Source organism: Micromonospora sp. C97 (assembly GCF_018070385.1).
Classification (GTDB): Bacteria; Actinomycetota; Actinomycetes; order Mycobacteriales; family Micromonosporaceae; genus Micromonospora; species Micromonospora parva.
Window position 1 is genome coordinate 1 of sequence record NZ_JAGPXU010000047.1, and the last position, 18,621, is coordinate 18,621.

The window sequence follows — 18,621 nt, forward strand, 5'->3', positions numbered from 1 at the left end:
GGTAAGGGAGGTGGGGTGGGGTGGGTGGGGTTAGCGGGGGGAGATTGAGCGGTAGTGGGTTTTGTCGTTGTTGGCGAGGCTGTAGGTCTGGGAGCGCGACGGGGTCGGGATGACCGCCAGGCCGGGGCGCTCGACCAGCAGGGGAGTGCCCGGCGGGACGGACAGCGAGCTGTCCCGGGTGGGCCGCCAGCTCAACACCACCAGCGGCTGGCCGGGCACCGGCAGTTGGTAGGCCTGCAACGGGGTGGCCCGGTCGGCGGGTGAGACGACCGCTGCGCTCCCGTCGGCCGGTCGGTAGATCACCGCCGTCATCGCGCCGGCGTCAGTGTCCCAGCTGAGCTGCTGCAACTCGGCCGCCTCGCCGCCGCCGAGCGCGATTTCGCCGAGCGAGCGCACGGTGAGCTTCGCCATCGGCCAGGAGGTCGGCACCGAGCGTGGGGCGTCCCGGTCGCCGATCCGGCGCGGGATGCTGCCGAACGGGCCCCGGTCGCCGGCCAGCGCGCAGGTGTCCAGACCGGTGAGCGCACGCCGGCCGGTGCCGGACTCGTCGCGGACCAGCGGGTAACGGGGATCGGCGGTGCCGGTGCCCAGGTCGAGCAGCCGGTCGGCGGCCCGCCCACGGGGCAGCGACTCCGTGGTGCGCAGGGTCGCGGTCACGCCGACGGCAGTGCAGGACGGCACGTCGACCGGTGCGCTGAGGCCGTCCGCGATGGTCAGCGCCCGGTCCTGCGGCCCGAGGAGGGTCTGCACCCGCGCCGACACCAGGTAGCGCCGGCCGCCGGTCGCCTGCACGGGCAGCACGTCGGAGTAGACGAGGTAACCGGGATCGGTGTACTCGGCGGCCCGGGTGACCTCGTACCGGTCACCTTCGCGAGTCAGTTGCAGCAGCCAGGAGGCGCTTTCGCCGGGCACGTCGGCGGCCACCAGCGCCACCGGGGCGCCGTCGACGCGACCCGAGAAGAGGATGCCGGACGAGGGCAGGTGCGCGCGGTCGTCGGCCGGCGACCGCCAGTCCCGCACGGCGGCGGTGACCGCCGCGGTCGCCGCGGCGTCGCCGGAGAGGTCGCCGCGGGGCGGCCACACCGTCAGCGCGCCGTCCAGGCTGTCGTACCCGACCCGCAGGTCCTGCGGCTTCCGCTCGGCCACCGGACCACAGGCCGTGCTTGCCAGCAGCGCGCTCAGCAGGACGGGAAGCGTCCTGCCGTACCGACGGCCTGGAGTCACCTGGCCCGCCCCCGATCGCCTCGCCGTCGCTGTCGGAAAGCGCCATAGTACGAGATGTCCGGTGCGGTTCCTCAGGTGGCCGTCACCCGATCCGCCACAATGGACACCACCGGGGCTTTAGGGCGTTTTGGTTGCTCCGGTAGACTCCGCCGACTGTGACGCCTGCCGAGTCCCGCGCCCTGCCCGCGCCGCACACGGAGGCGGCAGCCGACTCCGCCGACCTGGTGAGTTACCGCACACCTGTCGGCCGCTTGACCGGCCCGCCCGCGCTGACCGCCCCCACCACGGACCCGGCGCAGACCCCGGCAGCGCCCGAAACACCGGCAAAGCCCGACGCGCCGGCAGCGCTCGAAGCGCCGGCACAGTCCGAGGCGCCGGCAGAGCCTGGAACACCGGCAGCGCCCGAAGTTCCGGCCGAGCCCGAAGCGCCGGCCGGGGGTGCGGTGTCGACCCGGGTGCGGTGGACCCGGCGGCGGCAGCACCTGGCGGTGGGCGGGCTGTTTCTGCTGGCCGCGCTCTGGGTGACCAGCCGGATCTGGCTGGACCCGTCCGGCCGGGTGGCCTCGCTCTACACCGGTGACCCGGCTCAGGTGCAGTTCTTCCTCGCCCACTCGGTACGCGTGGTGCTGCACGGCGAGTACCCGTTCTACACCGAGCAGTTCAACTACCCCGACGGCGTCAACCTGATGGCCAACACGGCGGTGCTGGCGCTGGGCATCCCGATGGTCCCGGTGACGTTGCTCTTCGGACCGGCGGTCTCCTTCGTGGTGCTGGTCACGCTCGGCCTCGCCGGCACCGCCATGGCCTGGTACCTCATGCTCTCCCGCCACCTGGTGCGCACCCCGCTGGCGGCGGCGGTCGGCGGCTGGTTCTGCGGGTTCTCGCCGGCGATGCTCTCGCACGCCAGCTGGCACCCGAACATCATCAGTCAGTTCCTGCTGCCGTTCATCGTGTGGCGGGTGCTGGTGCTCACCCGCTCCGGTAGGCCGGTTCGGGACGGGGCGTTGCTCGCCGTGCTGGTCACCGTCCAGGCGTTCATCAACGAGGAGATCCTGCTCTTCACGGCTCTGGCCTGCGGTGTCTTCCTGCTGGCGGTGCTCGCCCAGGAGCCGGCCCGGTGGCGGGCGGCGTGGCGGCCGCTGGGCGCCGGCGTGCTGACCTGCGCGCTGCTGGCCGGGGCGCTGCTGGCGTACCCGCTCTACGTGCAGTTCGCCGGGCCGATGGCCTACCACGGGCTCAGCGACGCGGTGCAGGACTACGGCAACGACATCGCCGCCTTCTTCGCCCCCGGTTCTCCTACCCTCGGCGGCAACCAGCGAGCCAACGCCAACCTGGCGCCGAACTACTCCGAGGAGAACGCCTTCTTCGGCTGGAGCCTGTCGATGCTCGCCATCGGCATCGTGGTCTGGCTGCGCCGGGAGCTGATCGTCAGGGCGCTCGCGGTGACCGGCCTGTTCTTCGCCGTGCTCTCCCTCGGCGAGCGGGTCTCCTGGTGGGACCGGGAGCTGATCACCGGGCCGTGGGAGTGGTTGGTCCGTCTGCCGCTGCTCGACGCGGTGGTGCCGACCCGGTTCGGTCTGATCACCAGCGTGGTGATCGGTCTGCTGCTCGCTCTCGCCGTCGAGCGGGCCTGGGCGCTGCGCCCGGCCGACCGCCGTACCGTCCGCGTGCTCACCGCCGCGGGCCTGGCCTTCGCGCTGCTGCCGATCGCACCGATGCCGCTGCGGATGGTCTCCCGGCCCCCGGTGCCGGACTTCATCACCGCCGATCGTTGGCGGGCGTACGTCGGGCCGGATCAGACGCTGGTGCCGATCCCGGTGCCCAGCATGGGCAACACGCACGGCATGCGCTGGGCGGCGGCCACCAACCTCGACTTCAAGATCCCCGGCGGTTACTTCCTCGCGCCCCGCAACGGCAACACCGGTGACCCGGGCCGGTTCGGCGGTCGCCCCAGCGGGGTGGGCCAGATGCTGGAGGAGGTGGCGACCACCGGGCGTACGCCCAAGCTCGACGACCGGCAGCGTCGGCGCTTCACCGACGAGTTGCGGCACTGGCGGGCGGCGATCCTGGTGCTGCCGGTGCGGCAGCAGAACGCCGAGCCGCTGCGGCGGACGGTCGAGGAGCTGGTCGGCCCGGGCCGCCAGGAGCTGGATGTCTGGGTCTGGGACGTCCGGGCGCTCAGCGACCGTTCGGTCTGATGACCGCCGGGACGACGTCCCCGAACCCCCTGTCGCCGGCGACGGTCGGCACGTCCCGTCCGGCCTGGCTTCGGGACGCGCTGGTGGTGGCCGGCTATCTGGGCCTCGCGGTGGTGGTGACGAGCGGGCAGTGGGGTCACCCGTGGCGGTTGTTCCACCAGGCGGGTGACCAGATCCTCTTCGAGTGGATGTTGGCCCACGCGGCCCATGCGGTGGTCGCGGGGGAGAACCCGCTCTTCAGTACGGGGTTGAACGCGCCCGACGGGGTGAACCTGATGGCGAACACCTCGGTGCTCGGCCTGGGCGTCCCGCTCACCCCGGTCACACTGCTCCTCGGCTCGCAGGTGGCGTTCTGCGTGGCGGTCGTCTGCTGCCTCGCGGGGACGGCCGTCGCCTGGTACGTGCTGCTGCGCCGTCGGCTGGTCGGCACCCGGGCCGCGGCTGCGGTGGGTGGGCTGATCTGCGGCTTTGCCCCGGGCATGGTCGCTCAGGCGGGCGCCCACCTGCACATCGCCGCGCAGTTCCTGGTGCCGGCGATCCTCGCCCTGGTGTTCCGGCCCGCCTCGGGCGTCGCACGGGACGACGTGTGGCGGCCCGGCGTCGGCCTCGGGTTGCTGCTCGTCTGGCAGGTCTTCATCGGCGAGGAGGTGCTGGTCTTCCTGGTGCTCGCGGCCGGGGTCTTCGCGCTGGCGTACGCGCTCGCCGACCGGGTTGCCGCGCGGCGGCACGCGCCGGCCCTCTTCGGTCGGCTCGCGGTGGCGGCCGGCGTGGCGGCGGTTCCGCTGGCGTACCCGTTGTGGTTCCAGTTCCACGGTCCGCAGCACTACACCGGGATGGCGTTCGCCACGCAGGGCTTCCAGCTGGACGTCGCCTCGTTCACCGCGTCGGCCCGGCAGACCGTGCTGGGCGACGACTGGCTGCCGGGGCTGCTCTCGCCGAACCCGACCGAGGAGAACTCGTTCTTCGGCCCGGGTCTGCTGGTGCTCGCCGTGGTGATCGTGATCTGGTTGTGGCGACGGGCACTGGTCCGGGCGTTGGCCGGCTGCGCCGTGGTCTTCGCCCTGCTCTCGCTCGGGACGACGGTGCGGTTGAACGGCAACGCCACCGGCCTTCCGGGGCCGTACCGACTGGTCGCGGAGCTGCCTTTGCTCGACCTCGCGGTGCCGGCCCGGTTCGCGCTGGTCTGCGTACCGGTGCTGGGTGTGCTGGTGGCGCTCTCGGTGGACCGGGTCCGCGCCGCGCACCCGGCGACCGCGCCGGGGTTGCCGGTACGGCTGCTGTGGGCCGGGGCGGTGGCCGCCGCGCTGCTGCCCCTGGCGCCGACGCCGATCCGGGTGGTGCCGGTCGCGCCGGTGCCGGCGTTCGTCGCCGACGGCGACTGGCGTGCGCTGGTGCCGCCCGGCCGGACGGTGGTCGCGGTGCCACCGGTCACCGGTGCCGGGCGCAGTCCGGTGATGCTCTGGTCGGCCCGTACCGGTCTGGCGTTCCCCGCGCCTGGTGGCTACTTCATCGGCCCCAGTGGCCCGGACGACCCGACGGCCCGCTGGGGCGCGCCGGACCGGCCCACCTCGGTGCTGCTGCGCCGGGTGGCCGAGACCGGCGCGGTGCCACCGCTCAGCGACGCCGACCGTCGACAGGCCATCGAGGACCTGCGGCACTGGCGGGCGGCAGTGGTCGTCCTCGGTCAGCTGGAGCACGGCGACCCGGTCCGCCGGACTGTCGACGACCTGCTCGGCCCGGGTCGGCCGGTCGACGGCGGGTGGGTGTGGGACGTGCGGGAGCGCGTTTAACCCACCAGCGGGCGGACGTCCCAGACCCAGACGTCGTCGACCCGCTGCGGCGGCCCGATCAGACCGGTGACCAGCTCGCGGAGCACTGTCTCGCGCGGGTGTGCCCCGAGCACCACCACCGACGCCCGCCAGAACCGCAGGTCCTCGATGGCCTGGCGGCGGTTCTCGTCGGTCAGCGCCGGAACCGCGCCCTTGTCCATGGTGGAGTAGATGAGCGAGCTGGTCGGTCGGTTCGGCGCGCCGAAGACCCCCTCGCCCAGCTCGTTCGGGCCGATGAAGTAGCCGCCCGGGACAGGGAACTCCTGCCCGGTCAGCGCGCTCCAGCGCAGCGTCGGCAGGCCGTGCACGTTGCTGGGGATCGGCACCGGCACCAGGGTCCGGCCCGCCGGCACGTACGGCCGCCAGCCGCCCGCGCTGATGAAGTGCGGCGGCGGGTCGATCTGCTGGGCGGGCAGCGGCCGGGGGAAGAGCGGCAGCACGGCGAGGGCGACCGCCGCGTACCCCACCGGGCGCAGCCACCGACGGCGCGCGGCGACCGGCGCGGCCGGCTCGTCGGCGGACGCCGCCGGGGCCGCGTCGCCCGCGCGCTGGGCCGGCACCCTCGGCCGGTCGGCCACCGGGCGTCCCTGCCGGTACGCGGCGTCCCAGGTCAACGCGAGCAGGACGCCCACCGCGGCGGCGACCACCAGCGTCAACCGGGTCGGCATCATCATCTCGACCAGCGGCAGGTCGTCCGACACGTACGACCACGGGCCGCGAATGTCGGTCTCCACACCGTTGAAACGCACCCACGGCCCGATCGCGGCCACGCTGAACACCACGATGAGCACCGCGACGATCCGCGCGGCCAGCGACCGGCGCACCAGCAGCACCAGAGCCACCAGCGAGAGCAGCACCAGCGGCCAACCGAACCAGGTGTTCTGCTCGGTCAGGCCGATGGTCTTCTCCACCTCCGGGTTACCGGCCCAGGTGTCCCGAGCGAAGGTGACGAAGGCGACCAGGTCCTCGCCCCAGTTGTGGAACACGCCGCCCTGCAGGCCCCGGTAGGACTGCGGGCCGTTGAACTGGAACCAGATCGGATATGCGGTGAGCACCAGGGCCAGCCCACCGGCCACGCCGAGCCCGGCCAGGAACGTGCCGGCGGCGGCCCGGGTGGCCCGCGGCCGCTGCACGGCGTACGCGAGCACGATGACCAGGCAGGCCAGCGCGGTGAGCAGCAACATCTCCTCGTTGATGAAGATCTGGTACGCCACCAGCGCCCCGAGCACCAGCCCGTTGCGCCGCCACCGGCCCGGCTCGGCCAGGGTGAGCACCCGCACCACGATCAGCGGGAGCAGGAAATTGGACACGAAGTTCGGTTGGCCGTTGGCGTGGTGGATGATTCCCGGCGCGAAGCCGAGGAACGCGCCGCCGACGAACGCCGCCGCCCGGGAGCGCACCAGGTGGCGGGAGAGCATCCAGTACCCGGTGCCGGCGGTGGCCGCCAGCGCCGCACCCAGATAGAGCGCGTACATCACCTGGGGACCGAGCAGCATGGTCAGCGGGGCCAGCGGCAGTGTCACCCCGAGCAGCGAGGTGTTGGCCATCATGTTCACCCCGTCCGGGGCGTTCTGCCGGGCCGTGAAGAGCGGGTTCTCCAGGTGGCGCACCGAGTACGCGCCGTGCGCGAACAACCACTCGAACCAGCTGTGATCGGTGGGCAGGTGCGAGGAGACCCGGCCGTTGACGTCACCCCAGTAGTTGAGGCAGACGAAGACGCCCAGCAGCACATAGGCTCCGAGGGCCAACAGGTCGGTTCGGGCCGGACGGCGCCGAGGCCGCCGTGTCGGCTCCACCTCGGCCGGGTCGGCGTCGGTCAGGGGATTCAGCGAAGGGTCTACCACCGGCACAGCCACGACGCGCCATCGTACAGGCGGGGTTCCGTCGCTTTTGCCGGGCCGGTGCGCTGACGGTCGGTTTGCCGGACGGTGACCCGTCGGCCAGCCTTACCTGGTGACGGAAGGACGGTCGTTGTCGATCATCGAGCTGGGTGAGATTCGGGACGAGCCCCCGTCGGCGCCGTCGATCCGCGGCCCGCGTGCCGCCGCTCGCCCGCTGCAGGGCGCGACGGTGCTGCTGCTCAGCCTGGTGGTGCTGGCCGCCGCCGCCCCGTGGGCGCAGCGCACGGTGAGTGTGGTGCCGGCGTCCCGGACGGCCACGGCGTACCTGGCCGCGGAGAGCGTCTTCGTGGTCGATCCGCCGATACCCGACGGTGACCGGTACCTGAGCGCGTACGCCCAGCCGGCACCGGCCGGCGCCGCCGTGCGACGGCGGTGGCAGGCGCCGCTGGCCCGCACCGGTGACTACCTCGACGTCCGCATCGAGCGGGGGTTGGTGTTGGCCACGGCGGTCAGCGCCCCGAACCGGGTGTTCCAGACCACCGCCTTCGACGCCGTGACCGGCCGGCAACGCTGGCAGCATCCGGGGTCGCTGCAACCGACAGCGGACGGTGGGCTGCTGCTGACCGACGGTCGGGAGGACGGGTCGGGCGCGGTGAGCGGGGTCGCGCCCGACACCGGCCGGGTGCTCTGGTCGGTGCCGATTCCGCCGGCCGCCAACCCCACCTACCACCACGACCCGGCGGGCCAGGTCGACCGCTTCGTGCTCCTGCAACCGACCGGCGAGGTGCAGGTGCACGACGCCGGCAGCGGCCACCTGCTGCGCAGCATCGACACGCTGCCCGGTGACCGTTCGGCGTACCAGCGGGTGCAGGTCGTCAACGAGCTGCTGCTGCTCGTCCCGCCCGGCAGCACCCGGCTGGTGAGCTTCGCGCTGGCCGACCTGGCACCATTGTGGACGGCCGAGGTGACGCTGGTGTCGCACGTGCTCGACTGCGGCGGTCTGCTCTGCGCGGTCCCGCAGACCGGCGGCCTCCAGGTGCTCGATCCGGCCACCGGCGCGGTGCGCTGGTCGGAACCGGGCCAGGACGTGCTGGCCGACGTCCGGTCCGGCCGGCTGCTGATGGCAGTGCCCGGCCGGGGGTACGCGGTGCGGGACGCGGCGACCGGGCAGGTACGGACCGAGCTGGGCGGGTGGAGCCTGATGCCCGTGCTCGACGCCGACGACCCGCTGGTCGGCGTACGGCGGGGCGACGACGGTCGGATGGTCGTCGCCGAACTCGACCTGGTGGCCGGCCGAGCGCGGATCGTCGACGTGCTGCCCGGCATCGCCGGCAGCTGCCAGGCGTCCCTGCCGGTGCTGCTCTGCCAGCGCCTGGACGGCACGACCGCCCTGTGGAGGTTGACGCGGTGAGCGACTCGGTGATCGACCTCGGCGAGCTGCGGCACGGCCCGGACCCGGACCCGCTGCCCCGCCCGCCCCGCGCCCACGGTCGCACGTTGCGCTGCGCGCTGGTCGTGCTGCTCGCCCTGGTCACGCTCGCCGCCGGCGCGGTGACGCCGTCGCGCCCGGCCCCGGTGACGCTGCCGGCCAGGCCCGGATCCGACGTCATGATCGATGGAGACCTACTGCTGGTGATGGAGCCGACGAGCCCGAGGCGGCAGGGGCGGCTGGCCGCGTACCGGCTGCCCGACGGCGAGCCGGTCTGGCAGGTGCCGCTGTCGGCGGAGGCCCGGTACTGGGGTATGACGTCGCTGAACGGGATGCTGCTGACCACCGGGTACGAGATCGGCCCGGAGGGTCGGGAGACCCGCACCATCGCCCTGGACCGGGCGACCGGGGCGTACCGCTGGCAGCAGCCGGGCACCGTCACCAAGCTGACCGACGGCAACCTGCTGCTGCGCAGCGGCGGCGAGACCGAACCGTCCAGTGTGCGCGCGATCGATCCGTGCTGCGGCACGGTGCGCTGGCAGCTGTCGGGCGTCACCGCCGACGTGACAGTGCGGGGCGACGAGCGCGGAGTGGACCGGGTGGTGCTCAACCAGTTGGACGGGCCGGTCGAGGTACGCGACGCGATCACCGGGGCGGTGCTGGCCCGTGCCGACCTGCGCCCGCCCGACCGTGGTCCGATCGGACTGGACCTGATAGACGACCTGCTGCTGGCCGTCGACAGGGGCTCGGGCGCGGTCACCGCGTACGGACTGGACCGGCTCGACCGACGCTGGACCCGCACCCGGGTCAACGTCGACTTCACGCTGGACTGTGGCCCCGTCCTGTGCCTGCGCACCGGCAACAACGAGCTGCAGGCGCTCGACCCGGCGACCGGCGAGGTGCGCTGGCGCAGCAGCCGGTGGGGGTGGGCCTGGCCGACCGACGGCCGGCTGATGGCCAACATCAGCGGCATCGGGCCGCTGGAGCAGTACATCGTGCTCGACGCGCTGACCGGCCGGCAGCTGGCCGACCTGGGCCGGTGGGAGCTGTACCAACTCGGTGTCGGCCGGCTGGTCGGCATCCGCCGGCATCCCGACGGTGGGGTGCTCGTCGGCGAGTTGGACGTCGGCGCCGCGAAGACGCGGGTCGTGGACGTGCTGCCCCGTGCCACCGGGGACTGTCAGGCGGTCACCGGTTACCTGGTGTGCAGTGTCGCCGCGCCCGGCTCGTACCAGCTCTGGAAACTGACCGACTGATCACCAGTTGGCCTGGGCCGGCGACGGGGGCAGGGGCACCGACGCGGGTCGCACCACGTACGCCACCCCGCCGCTGCCGCGTTGCCAGACCGCCTCGAACCCCTGCCGAGGCACGGTACGGCGGACCGCGTCGTCGTCCGGGGCGTACGGGTCGTTGAGCACCGGGTCACCGTCGGCGGTGAAGCCGACCAGCACCATCAGGTGCCCTCCGGTGTCGTACCCGAGCCCCGGCACCTCGCCGGCCCGGAACGCGGCGGAGACGATCAGGGGGATGCCGGCGGCGATGAACGCCTCCGCCTCGACCAGCGACCGCAGCCGGGTGACGAACGCGTCCACCCCGTGCAGACCGGCGTACGCGGTGTTGAACGGCCAGTTCCCGGCCCCGGCGTACGCGTGGTCGTAGCAGTGTCGGGCGGCGTGCACCACCACCGGTCGGGGACCGGACGGCTGCACCCAGGCGTAGTGGTCCGGTGTCGGCTCCGCGCCCCAGTAGGCGAGCACCATCGAGGTGCAGGTGGGGCTGCACCAGGAGTCGCCGCCGCCACCCCACTGCGGGTACTGGCCGGCGTGCAGCCGCTGCGAGTAGCGGGGCACGTCCAGCACGATCCCACGCGCGGCGGTCGAGGCGGGTTCCCGCTCGTGCCGCTGGTCGGTCGAGGTCGGCCCGGTGGCGACCGCGCCGACGCTGCGCAGCACCGGGCCGGTCGGGCTGCCGGCGGGCCGGCACAAGGTCACCCGCGCCTGCCAACCGGTGACCGTCGCCCCGGTGACGATCAGGGTGTCGGTGTCGACCCGGGCGACGCTGTCACGCTGGCCGGGCACCGACGTGCGCCGTACCGTGTGGTCGCCGGCGGCCCAGCGGGCCAGCCGGTACCAGTCGGTGCTGGGCGCGTCGTCGTGCCAACCGCGCAGGTCGACCTCGATCCAACAGCCGTCCGGGGTGTCCGCCGTCCAGGACGGCACCACCTCGGCGACGGCGAAGCCGACCGGCACCGGCGGCGACGTCCAGGTGCCCCGCTGGTCACCGCCGTCGAGGGTGAGGCCCCGATCACCGGCGCGCAGGCCGTCGCCGCTGCCGGTGGCCGTGTCGGCCGGCAGGTGGAAACCCCGGTAGGCGATGTCCCGCCGGATGGTCGGTGCCGCAGTGGTCATGCCAGGTCCGTCCGTCGCTCGGTGCCGCCGGCCAGCATCGCGTACGCGGCGGAGGCCCGCAACGCCGACCGGTGCCCGCGGCGGGGGACGATGGTTGCCGGGCGGCACTAGGTTGTCGGTGGTCAGCAGCGAGGAGGCCGGGATGCGGGTACTGGTGGTCGAGGACGAGCGCAACCTCGCCGACGCGATCGCGCGCGGGTTGCGTAAGCGGGGGATGGCCGTCGACGTGGCGTACGACGGCGACGCCGGCCACGAGGCCGCTTTCGTCACCCGGTACGACGTGGTGGTGCTCGACCGCGACCTGCCCGGCGTGCACGGCGATCAGATCTGCGCGGACCTGGCGGCCTCCGGTGCGCTGACCCGGGTGTTGATGCTCACCGCGAGCGGCACGGTGGCCGACCGGGTGGAGGGGTTGCAGCTCGGCGCGGACGACTACCTGCCCAAGCCGTTCGCCTTCGACGAGTTGGTCGCCCGGGTGCAGGCGCTGGGCCGGCGGGCGACCCCGGCGGCGCCGCCGGTGCTCGAACTGGCCGACCTGGTGCTCGACCCGGCCCGCCGGGTGGCCACCCGCGCCGGAGTGCCGGTGGACCTCACCAACAAGGAGTTCGGGGTGCTCAGTGAGCTGCTCAAGGCGCGCGGCGCGGTGGTCTCCAGTGAGGAGTTGCTGGAACGGGTCTGGGACGCCAACACCGACCCGTTCACCACCATCGTCCGGGTCACCGTGATGACCCTGCGCAAGAAGCTCGGCGACCCGCCGCTGATCGAGACGGTGGTCGGCGCTGGCTACCGCACCGCCGAGGTGAATCTGTGAGCGCGAGGAGTGAGCCGGGTGTGCGAGCCCCGCAGTCGCGAACCGAGGTGGCACGGTGAGTCGCCGGTTGCGGCCCACCCTGCGGTTGCGGTTGACAGTGCTCAACGGGGTGCTGCTGATCGGCGCCGGAGCGATCCTGGTGCTGTTGGCGTGGCTGCTGGTCCGCGACGCGCTGCGCCCCACCGACGAGTTGGTGCCCGGCACGACAGTGCTGCTCTCCGACGGCCGGGAGTTGGACGCCGGCGAGTGGCAGCGGCAGTTGGTCGACGCCGCCTCGGGGGAGCTGCTGGCCAAGGGCCTGGTGGCGCTGTTGGCGATCAGCGTGGTCGGGGTGGCCGGGGCGTACGCGGTGGCGGGTCGGGCGCTGCGCCCCCTGCACCAGGTCACCGCGACCGCGCAGCGGCTCGGTGAGGCGACCCTGGACCAGCGGATCGGCTACTCGGGCGCCGACGACGAGGTGGCCGAGCTGGCGAAGACGTTCGACGACATGCTGGACCGGATCGCGTCCGCGTTCGAGGCGCAGAAACGTTTCGTGGCGAACGCCTCGCACGAGCTGCGTACCCCGCTCGCCGTGATGCGCACCGAGATCGACGTGACGCTCAGTGACGACGAGGCGGACGCCGCCGAGTACCGGCGGATGGCGACTGTGGTCCGGGACGCCTCCGAGCGGGCCAACAGCCTGGTGGACGCGCTGCTGGTGCTGGCGCGCAGCGAGGCACAGGCCGGTCGGCGGCTGGGTCGGCGGACGGAGTGCGACCTCGCCGCCGGCACCGCCAACGCCCTGTCGGCGATGCGCCGCGAGGTGGAACGGATCGGCCTGCGGGTGCAGACGTCGCTGAAGCCGGCGCCGGTCGTCGGCGACCCCGGCCTGCTGGACCGGTTGGCCGGCAACCTCATCGAGAACGCGGTCCGCTACAACCACCTGCACGGCCGGCTGTGGGTGCGCACCGGCACCGACGGCGAACGGTCCTGGCTGGTGGTGGGCAACACCGGCTTCGAGGTGGACCAGGCCGACGTTCCGGGGCTGTTCGAGCCGTTCCGGCGCGGTGGCCGGGAACGCACCGGCGCTCGCGGGTCCGGTCTGGGGCTGTCCATCGTCCGGGCGGTCTGCGACGCGCACGGCGGCACCGTACGGGTGGTCGCGCAGCCCGGCGGTGGTCTGGAGGTGACGGTGACGTTGCCGTCGGCGGACACCCCGGCGGTGCCCGCCGCCGGCTGAACGGGGTTGCGCGCGACGCTCACCCGCTGGCAAGATCACCGCGTCAGCTCAGAGAGTGAAGGGGGGTGCGTCGATGTCCACCAGTCAAGGCTCCGCACCCCTGGTCTTCGCAGGCTGACCCCGGGCGGCGGAGCGTCCTCATCCGAACATGGAGGACCACCCGTGTATCCACGGATCCGCAACATCAGTTTCGATTGTCACGACACGTACGCCCTGGCCGGCTTCTGGTCGGCGGTGCTCGGTTACGCCCGGCACGACGAGGACGCCCCCGGTGATCCGGAGGCGGCAGTGGTGCCGCCGGGCGGCACCACCCCCCACCTGTTCTTCCAGGAGGTGCCGGAGGACAAGGTGACCAAGAACCGGGTCCACATCTGCCTGGAACCGGTCGACCGGACCCGGGACGAGGAAGTCGAGCGGGTGCTCGGCCTCGGGGCCACGATGGTCGCCGACCGACGGCTTGCCGACGGAACGGGCTGGGCGGTGCTCGCCGACCCGGAGGGGAACGAGTTCTGCGTGCTCCGCAGCGCCGGCGAACGTGTCGCCACCACCACTGTGGAGGACCACCAGTGAGCTCGACGATCCACAACATCAGCATCGACTGTTCCGACACGTACGCGCTGGCCGGCTTCTGGGCGCAGGTCTTCGACTGCCCCCGGCAGCCCGACGACTTCCCCGGTGACCCGGAGGCGATGCTCCTGCCGCCGGGCGGCCCGGAGGTGCTGTTCATCGCCGTGCCCGAGGGCAAGACGGTGAAGAACCGGCTGCACCTTGACCTGCAACCCGCCGACCGGACCCGCGCCGAGGAGGTCGAGCGACTGCTCGGCATCGGCGCGACGCTCGTCGCCGACCGGGTCAGCCCGACCGGCGGTGGCTGGGTGGTGCTCGCCGACCCGGAGGGCAACGAGTTCTGTGTGCTCGGCAACGCGGCCGAGCGGGCGGCGGCGGCAGCGGCGCGGGCCGCGGCGGCAGCGCTGGCCGCGTCGGAGGTCGCCGAACCGGCCTGACAGTCGACGTACGGCGTGGGCCCCGGTCACCACAGGGGTGGCCGGGGCCCACTGTCTCGTACGGCTCAGGACTGTTGCTCGACCTGGCCCCGGATCGCGGTGAACTCGGCCTTGGCCTGGTCGGCGGACTTGACGTACATCACCACCATGCCCAGGCTGCCCCGGTCGGCCCAGACGCAGATGCCCAACGGCACGCTCTCGGTGTTCCCGTCGCCGCAGCGCGCCTCACCGCCGAGCGGGCCAGGCTCGGCTCTCTAGTGTCCTGAGTCGTTAATTCGGCCGCGGTATGTGGCTACCGACAGCCTGCTATCTTCCGCTGAATTAACGACTCACGACACTAGCCAACTTTGCGGAGCGGCGGCGCCGGTAGTTACGGCCTGAGCGCTTGCCCGCTTAGGGGAGAAGCGAATGGTCGACACCCGATTGATCAGGCCGGGTTATGCCCCTGGGGTAACGAGTTCAGAGTTGCCTGCAATGGAAGACCGGCGTTGGCAGAATCGACCACAGCTCGACCAGGGGGCCGGGATTGCTGTGTAGGCCGTCGGGCATGCACTATGAGGGATCCCACCACCTCGTGCGCGACACTAAACTGCTATGCCGGCGAAGAATAACGTTAGCGCTAGCGTAAGATCCAAACACTTGCAACCCTCGCGGTCAGGGAAAATGCATCACGAACCGAGCGGACAGTATTGTTGCGGCGAGCCCTGTCAGGTCGAATGCTACCGCAGCCGTGGGTCATCCCGCTGCCCCGTCCCTTGATGGCGCTGTGACGTGCTCCGATGTGTCAGGTAACCACCATCGCCTATCGCACGCTTGACCGCCCCGAGGGACCGTGATAAAAATTCATCACCGTTAACACGTTGCAGGCAATTGACGTCCTTCGAATACTTTTGGTTGGCGTTGATTGCTCTTGAGGAATCGGGGACTGGTATGAAGAGGACTGTTGTCCGGACCGCAATCACTTCCGTGGCCTTGACTGCCGCACTGGTGGCCGTCGCCTCGCCTGCTCAGGCGGCCTGGGTCTTTGTGTCGAGCTACCCTCACACGCCTGTCGGGCTGGTCACCTGTTCCACTCAGGCCGCAATGTCAGGGGTCAACAACGACACCAACTACCGGTGCACCGATGTTGGATATGCCTACCACGTGCAGCGGGAGATCTAAACCTCAGCAGGTCGCACGCGACCCGCGCGACGGTGTTTCTGCGATCGGTCAGGCCGGCAGGCTCGCCGCGCCGCGCGGCAGGAACCGCTGCCCGGTGACCCGCTCGGAGGTGCCGGTCCGGTCCAGGTACGGCGTGACGCCGCCCAGGTGGAACGGCCAACCGGCGCCCAGGATCATGCACAGGTCGATGTCCTGCGCCTCGGCGACCACACCCTCGTCCAGCATCAGCCGGATCTCCTGCGCGAGCGCGTCGAGCGCGTTCTGCCGTACCTGCTCTGCGGTCAGCGGCTGGTCACCGACCACGAGCAGCTTGGCGACGTCCTCGTTGACCTGGTCGTCGACGACGATCGGCTGACCCGAGTCGGCGATCCGCTTGAGGTTCTCGCTGACCCCGAACCGGTCCGGGTACGCGGCGTGCAGGGTGCCGCCCACGTGGTACGCGACGGCCGGCCCGACCAGCTGGAGCAGGGCGAGCGGGCGCATCGGCAGGCCCAGCGGGTCCAGTGCGCTGTTCGCCACGTCCAGCGGGGTGCCGGCGTCCACGGCGGCGAAGACGGTGCCCAGGAAGCGGGTGAGCAGCCGGTTGACCACGAACGCCGGGGCGTCCTTGACCAGCACGCTGGACTTCTTCAGCTGCTTGCCGACCGCGAACGCGGTGGCGAGGGTGGCGTCGTCGGTGCGCTCGCCCCGGACGATCTCCAGCAGCGGCAGCACCGCCACCGGGTTGAAGAAGTGGAAGCCGACCACCCGTTCCGGGTGCTCCAGCTCGGCGGCCATCTCGGTGATCGACAGCGAGCTGGTGTTGGTGGCGAGCACCGCCTCCGGAGAGACGATCTTCTCCAGCTCGGCCCAGACCTGCTTCTTGACGCCCAGATCCTCGAAGACCGCCTCGATGACGAAGTCGGCGTCCGCGAAGGCGCTCTTGTCGACTGTGCCGCTGACCAGGCCGTACAGCTTGGCGGCGGTGTTCTTGTCCATCCGGCCCTTGGTGACGGCCTTCTCGATCTGGGTGTGCACGTAGCCGACGCCCTTGTCCACCCGGGACTGGTCGAGGTCGGTCATCACCACCGGCACCTGAAGGCGACGGGCGAACAGCAGCGCCAGCTGGCTGGCCATCAGGCCGGCGCCGACGATGCCGACCTTGGTGATCGTGCGGGCCAGACCCTTGTCCGGTGCGCCGGCCGGCCGCTTGGCCCGCCGCTGCACCAGGTCGAAGGCGTACAGGCCGCTGCGCAGCTCCTCGGAGAAGACCAGGTCCGCGAGGGCCTCGTCCTCGGCGGCGGTGCCGGTCGCGAAGTCGGCGTCCTTCGCCGTCTCCAGCAGGTCCAGCGCCTTGTACGCGGCCGGGACCGCACCGTGCAGCCGCTGGTTCAGCGTCTCCCGGGCGAAGTAGAGCACGCCCGCCCACATGTCCTTGTCGACATCGGGCCGGGTCACGGTGACCTGACCCCGGACCACCCCGGCCGCCCACTCCAGGGACCGCTCCAGGAAGTCCGCCGGCTCCAACAGGATGTCCGCGATGCCCAGCTCGGCGGCCTGCTTCGGCTTGAGCATCTTGTTCTGCATCAGCGGGTTCTGGATGATCACCTGGGTGGCCGCCGGGATGCCGATCAGGTTCGGCAGCAGCTGGGTGCCGCCCCAGCCGGGCACCAGACCGAGGGAGACCTCGGGCAGCGCGAGGGCCGCCGCACCACCGGAGAGCGTCCGGTAGTGGCAGTGCAACGCCAGCTCCAGGCCGCCGCCCATCGCCGCGCCGTTGACGAACGCGAACGTGGGAACGGTGCTGTCCTTGAGCCGGGCGAAGACCCGGTGGCCGAGCCGGCCGATCTCCAGCGCCTGCGCGCGGTCGGCGAGCTGCGGCAGGCCGACGATGTCCGCGCCCACGCAGAAGATGTACGGCTTGCCGGTGACCGCGATGAACGCCGGATCGGCGGCGAGCGCGGCGGTGATCGCCTCGTCCAGGCTGGCCAGCCCACCCGGCCCGAACGTGTTCGGCTTGGTGTGGTCGAAGCCGTTGTCGAGCGTGATCAGGGCGGCCGGCCGGTCCAGCCCCGGTACGTTCACCTGGCGCAGCAGCGCCCGGGTGACGACCTCGTTCGGTGCGGCGAGCGTGCTCACTTGTTGCCCTCCGTCCAGTGCGGGTTCTCCCAGATGACAGTGCCGCCCATGCCGATGCCGATGCACATCGCGGTGAGGCCGTAGCGGACCTCGGGGTGCTCGGCGAACTGGCGGGCCAGCTGCGTCATCAGCCGCACGCCGGAGGAGGCGAGGGGGTGGCCGATGGCGATCGCGCCGCCCCACTGGTTGACCCGCGCGTCGTCGTCGGCGATGCCGAAGTGGTCGAGGAAGGCGAGCACCTGCACGGCGAACGCCTCGTTCAGCTCGAACAGGCCGATGTCGTCGATGCTGAGCCCGGCCAGGCGCAGCGCCTTCTCCGTCGACGGGATCGGGCCGACACCCATCACCTCGGGCTCGACGCCGACGAACCCGAACGACACCAGCCGCATGGCGACCGGCAGCCCCAGCTCGCGGGCGGTGGCCTCGTCGGCCAGCAGACTCGCGGTGGCGCCGTCGTTGAGGCCGGCCGCGTTGCCCGCGGTGACCTTGCCGTGCGGGCGGAACGGGGTCTTCAGGGTGCCCAGCTTCTCCAGCGAGGTGTCCCGGGGCGCCTCGTCAACGGTGGCCAGACCCCAGCCGCCCTCGGCGTCGCGGATCGACATCGGCACCAGGTCGTCCTGGAGCTTGCCGTTGGCGTACGCCTTGGCGGTCTTCTGCTGCGAGGCGAGCGCGAACGCGTCGGTGCGTGCCTTGGTGATGTGCGGGACCAGGTCGTGCAGGTTCTCCGCGGTGGCACCCATGACGAGCGCGGACGGGTCGACGAGCTTCTCCGCGACGATGCGCGGGTTGGGGTCGACGCCCTCACCCATCGGGTGGCGGCCCATGTGCTCCACGCCACCGGCGATGGCGACGTCGTACGCGCCCATGGCGATGCCGCTGGCCACGGTCGTGACGGCGGTCATCGCGCCGGCGCACATCCGGTCGATGGCGAAGCCGGGGACGGTCTTGGGCAGCCCGGCCAGCAGGGCGGCGGTGCGGCCGATGGTGAGGCCCTGGTCGCCGATCTGGGTGGTGGCCGCGATGGCGACCTCCTCGACCCGCTCCGGGGGCAGCTGCGGGTTGCGACGCAGCAGTTCCCGGATGCAGCGGATCACCAGGTCGTCGGCGCGGGTGTTGGCGTACATGCCACCCGCCTTGCCGAACGGGGTACGGACGCCGTCGACGAAGACGACGTCGCGAACTTCACGGGGCACTTGAGCCTCCTAATCGACCATGATCCGGCCGTCGCGCCGGGAGGGCGCGCCGGACCGAACAAGGGTCGCCGACACGGGCACGTTTCCCTCGAATGCTACTCGCCAGTAACCAACCCGTCGCCACCCCCACCTGTGGCCCACCCCACATCCCTAACCCCTGAACCCCCACCCCACCCCACCCCACCC

At 72.0% G+C, this 18,621-nt stretch carries 14 protein-coding genes; 8 read left to right on the forward strand and 6 right to left on the reverse strand.

The window, feature by feature from the left end; genetic code table 11:
- Positions 1-30 precede the first annotated feature (30 nt).
- Positions 31-1,224, reverse strand: coding sequence for a hypothetical protein (locus tag KBX26_RS31460; RefSeq protein ID WP_210867074.1), 1,194 nt, complete (start codon positions 1,222-1,224; stop codon positions 31-33).
- Between the two features lie 269 nt (positions 1,225-1,493).
- Between KBX26_RS31460 and KBX26_RS31465 the strand changes: the two genes are divergently transcribed.
- Both KBX26_RS31465 and KBX26_RS31470 read left to right on the forward strand, forming a co-directional pair.
- A complete protein-coding gene (locus KBX26_RS31465) occupies positions 1,494-3,422 on the forward strand; it encodes a hypothetical protein (RefSeq protein ID WP_374224347.1) in 1,929 nt (642 codons plus the stop codon).
- A complete protein-coding gene (locus KBX26_RS31470; RefSeq protein WP_247681304.1) occupies positions 3,422-5,212 on the forward strand; it encodes a hypothetical protein in 1,791 nt (596 codons plus the stop codon). Before KBX26_RS31465 ends, KBX26_RS31470 begins: the two co-directional genes overlap by 1 nt.
- Here the strand turns inward: KBX26_RS31470 and KBX26_RS31475 are convergent.
- Positions 5,209-7,101: a hypothetical protein gene (locus KBX26_RS31475; RefSeq protein WP_209444628.1), complete on the reverse strand. Its 1,893-nt coding sequence runs from the start codon at positions 7,099-7,101 to the stop codon at positions 5,209-5,211. The two genes, KBX26_RS31470 and KBX26_RS31475, sit on opposite strands and share 4 nt — an antisense overlap.
- A 103-nt stretch (positions 7,102-7,204) precedes the next feature.
- Between KBX26_RS31475 and KBX26_RS31480 the strand changes: the two genes are divergently transcribed.
- The gene (locus KBX26_RS31480) at positions 7,205-8,503 is read left to right on the forward strand and encodes a PQQ-binding-like beta-propeller repeat protein (protein ID WP_210867075.1); all 1,299 of its coding nucleotides are present in this window, start codon (positions 7,205-7,207) and stop codon (positions 8,501-8,503) included.
- Complete coding sequence (locus KBX26_RS31485; RefSeq protein ID WP_156058035.1) at positions 8,500-9,777, forward strand: PQQ-binding-like beta-propeller repeat protein; 1,278 nt, start codon at positions 8,500-8,502, stop codon at positions 9,775-9,777. The genes KBX26_RS31480 and KBX26_RS31485 overlap by 4 nt, the downstream gene beginning before the upstream one ends.
- On the opposite strand, the gene KBX26_RS31490 is transcribed toward KBX26_RS31485, so the two are convergent.
- A complete protein-coding gene (locus KBX26_RS31490; RefSeq protein ID WP_210867076.1) occupies positions 9,778-10,929 on the reverse strand; it encodes a peptidase C39 family protein in 1,152 nt (383 codons plus the stop codon).
- Positions 10,930-11,071: 142 nt separating this feature from the next.
- Here KBX26_RS31490 and KBX26_RS31495 point away from each other — a divergent pair, with 142 nt between their 5' ends.
- The 4 genes from KBX26_RS31495 (at position 11,072) to KBX26_RS31510 (ending at position 13,963) form a co-directional block, all read left to right on the forward strand.
- Positions 11,072-11,740 (forward strand): response regulator transcription factor, encoded by a 669-nt coding sequence (locus KBX26_RS31495; RefSeq protein WP_030338119.1) that lies wholly within the window; start codon positions 11,072-11,074, stop codon positions 11,738-11,740.
- Positions 11,741-11,795: 55 nt separating this feature from the next.
- Positions 11,796-12,959, forward strand: coding sequence for a cell wall metabolism sensor histidine kinase WalK (locus tag KBX26_RS31500; protein ID WP_051708918.1), 1,164 nt, complete (start codon positions 11,796-11,798; stop codon positions 12,957-12,959).
- 162 nt (positions 12,960-13,121) lie between these two features.
- The gene (locus KBX26_RS31505) at positions 13,122-13,529 is read left to right on the forward strand and encodes a VOC family protein (RefSeq protein ID WP_210867077.1); all 408 of its coding nucleotides are present in this window, start codon (positions 13,122-13,124) and stop codon (positions 13,527-13,529) included.
- Positions 13,526-13,963 carry a VOC family protein gene (locus KBX26_RS31510; RefSeq protein WP_051708917.1) on the forward strand — a complete coding sequence of 146 codons (438 nt, stop codon included), beginning with the start codon at positions 13,526-13,528 and terminating at the stop codon, positions 13,961-13,963. Before KBX26_RS31505 ends, KBX26_RS31510 begins: the two co-directional genes overlap by 4 nt.
- A 65-nt stretch (positions 13,964-14,028) precedes the next feature.
- Here KBX26_RS31510 and KBX26_RS32865 read toward each other — a convergent pair whose 3' ends face one another.
- The 3 genes from KBX26_RS32865 to KBX26_RS31525 all read right to left on the reverse strand — a co-directional run bounded on the left by KBX26_RS32865 (position 14,029) and on the right by KBX26_RS31525 (position 18,435).
- Complete coding sequence (locus KBX26_RS32865) at positions 14,029-14,157, reverse strand: hypothetical protein (RefSeq protein WP_280940617.1); 129 nt, start codon at positions 14,155-14,157, stop codon at positions 14,029-14,031.
- Positions 14,158-15,172: 1,015 nt separating this feature from the next.
- A complete protein-coding gene (locus KBX26_RS31520) occupies positions 15,173-17,242 on the reverse strand; it encodes a 3-hydroxyacyl-CoA dehydrogenase NAD-binding domain-containing protein (protein WP_030338109.1) in 2,070 nt (689 codons plus the stop codon).
- Complete coding sequence (locus KBX26_RS31525; RefSeq protein WP_030338108.1) at positions 17,239-18,435, reverse strand: acetyl-CoA C-acyltransferase; 1,197 nt, start codon at positions 18,433-18,435, stop codon at positions 17,239-17,241. The genes KBX26_RS31520 and KBX26_RS31525 overlap by 4 nt, the downstream gene beginning before the upstream one ends.
- Positions 18,436-18,621: the final 186 nt, after the last annotated feature.

Bases quoted from the DNA above. Each gene is read 5' to 3' on its own strand.
- KBX26_RS31470 (WP_247681304.1), top strand. From the start codon at position 3,422: ATGACCGCCGGGACGACGTCCCCGAACCCCCTGTCGCCGGCGACGGTC.
- KBX26_RS31490 (WP_210867076.1), bottom strand. From the start codon at position 10,929: ATGACCACTGCGGCACCGACCATCCGGCGGGACATCGCCTACCGGGGT.
- KBX26_RS31495 (WP_030338119.1), top strand. From the start codon at position 11,072: ATGCGGGTACTGGTGGTCGAGGACGAGCGCAACCTCGCCGACGCGATC.